2 protein-coding genes and 1 pseudogene are annotated in these 2,206 nt (G+C 62.7%); 2 read left to right on the top strand and 1 reads right to left on the bottom strand.

Annotation, left to right across the window (positions count from 1 at the left end; translation table 11 throughout):
* Positions 1-194 (bottom strand): annotated as a pseudogene (locus tag AC1DT3_RS18640) (DUF1801 domain-containing protein); the annotation flags it as partial.
* A gap of 143 nt (positions 195-337) precedes the next feature.
* Between AC1DT3_RS18640 and AC1DT3_RS18635 the strand changes: the two are divergent.
* Together AC1DT3_RS18635 and AC1DT3_RS18630 are read left to right on the top strand one after the other, a co-directional pair.
* Complete coding sequence (locus AC1DT3_RS18635) at positions 338-739, top strand: VOC family protein (RefSeq protein ID WP_477466714.1); 402 nt, start codon at positions 338-340, stop codon at positions 737-739.
* A 76-nt stretch (positions 740-815) separates the two neighbouring features.
* Positions 816-2,030, top strand: coding sequence for a putative DNA modification/repair radical SAM protein (locus tag AC1DT3_RS18630; protein WP_477466713.1), 1,215 nt, complete (start codon positions 816-818; stop codon positions 2,028-2,030).
* Positions 2,031-2,206: the final 176 nt, after the last annotated feature.

Genomic DNA, 2,206 nt, shown 5'->3' with positions numbered 1-2,206 from the left:
GTGCAGATCATTCCATCGTGATACCAAACCGGAACGCCTCTCCACTTCCACTCCTCGATCACGTCAGGAGCGGCTTGCTTGATGAGCGCGCGGACATGGGAGAGCGTCTTGCCTCTCCAGTCGTCCAGTTCCTTGATCCTCGCGTCGATCAGCCGGGAAGGCGATTCGCCGTTGGTCGTTGCGCTCTTCTTCATCCTGCTTCCACCTCGTTCGGCTGTCGTCTCCATCTTGCGAAGTTATCAATCGCAAATCCGCGGCGCCAGCCTGCGTGCGGCTGGCGGGCGCCGGGTCCGTGTGCAGAATGCAATGTTATCCTTGCCGGGGAGTATCTTCGCTCGTGCTTCATCATGTTTCTTTCGGCGTCGCGAATATCGAACGCGCGGCAAAATTCTACGATGCCGTCCTCGCCCCCCTCGGATATGGCCGGGTGTGGGAGGATCTCAGACCTGGAGAGGCCGGCCAGGCCGTCGGATACGGCGTTCCCGGCGGCGGTGACAAACTGGCCATCAAATATCGCCCGGAAGGCCAGCGGCCGCCTGGGCCGGGCTTCCACCTCGCCCTCGCTGCTCCCGATCGGCAGGCCGTCGCCGCGTTTCACAAGGCCGCGTTGGAACATGGTGGTAGCGACAACGGCGGTCCCGGTCTGCGACCCCATTATGGGCCCCATTACTACGCCGCTTTCGTGCTCGATCCGGACGGCCACCATATCGAAGCGGTCATCAATTCAGCCGCGAAATAAACGCCGCATGCCGTGGGGAGAGGGGCCTTGTCTTCGGTCGGAATGAGAACATATAGTGAACATGAAGGAGGTCGCGATGGATCCGGCGCTGAAGACGAAACTTCGCATTCTGGCGGATGCCGCCAAATACGACGCCTCTTGCGCCTCGTCGGGAGCGCCCAAGCGTGCTGCGGGGGCGAAGGGTCTCGGTTCGACCACCGGAAGCGGCATCTGTCACGCCTACACGCCGGACGGGCGCTGCGTTTCGCTATTGAAGATTTTGCTCACCAATTACTGCCTGTTCGATTGCGCCTATTGCATCAACCGGCGCTCGTCGAACGTGCGGCGGGCGCGATTCAGCGTCGCCGAAATCGTGTCACTCACCGTCGCCTTCTACAAGCGCAACTATATCGAGGGGCTGTTTCTCTCGTCGGGCATCATTCGCTCGCCGGATTACACGATGGAGCAACTGATCCTGGTGGCGAAGACGCTGCGCCGGGATCATGGCTTCGCCGGCTACATCCATCTCAAGACGATCCCTGAAGCCAGCCCCTGGCTGATCGAGCAGGCGGGGCTTTGGGCGGACCGTTTGTCGATCAATCTCGAATTGTCGTCCGAGCCGAGCCTCACGCGCCTCGCTCCGGAGAAAAGCGGGTCGGCGATACGCGTCGCCATGGGACAGATGCACGAGCGCATCGCCGAGGCGCGGGATGAACGGCGCACCTTTTCCCCGGCCGGGCAAAGCACGCAGATGATTGTCGGCGCGGACGAGACGACCGATGAGGCCGTGCTCGAGACCAGCGCGTCGCTGTACGACACCTACAAACTCCGACGGGTCTATTACTCGGCGTTCAGCCCTATTCCGGAAGCGAGCGCCATGCTGCCGTTGAAGCCGCCGCCGCTGCAACGGGAGAACCGGTTGTACCAGGCCGATTGGTTGCTGCGTCATTACGGATTCACCGTGAACGAAATCGCCGCGGGCGGCGAGAACGGCATGCTCGATCTCGACATCGATCCCAAACTTGCCTGGGCGTTGAAGAATCGAGGCCGCTTCCCGGTCGACGTGAATGGCGCCGACCGGGAAATGTTGCTGCGCATTCCCGGTCTCGGCAAGCGGGCCGTCGACAGGATCATCGCCGCCCGTCGGCAAACGACGCTTCGCCTCGACGACATTGCGCGCCTCACCACGAGCGTGAAACGGGCGCGTCCGTTCCTGATCGCCGCGGACCACCGCCCGCTCGCGCTGACGGATCGTTCTGACTTGCGTCGACACCTCGCGCCACGCCCGCCGCAACAACTGAGTCTGTTCTGATGCAGTTTCGTCGAATCGATCTTGCAGAGGGCGCCGATCTCGCCGGGTTTCGCGACGCCGTGCGCGGGCTCGTGGCGCAGCACGTTGCGCCGCAAGCGGTGACGTGGAATGCCGATGGCACGTCCAGCCTGTTCGGAGACGATATCGGAAGCGACGCGCCACCCCTTGCCCTGCCG

It is taken from the genome of Microvirga sp. P4_G7, from assembly GCF_056401005.1.
The sequence above is the reverse complement of the archived record's forward strand: the minus strand, read 5'-3'. Positions and strand labels throughout refer to the sequence as shown.

What these genes read in the sequence shown, in the direction of transcription:
- AC1DT3_RS18630 (WP_477466713.1), top strand. Translation starts at nt 816, where the DNA reads ATGGATCCGGCGCTGAAGACGAAACTTCGCATTCTGGCGGATGCCGCC.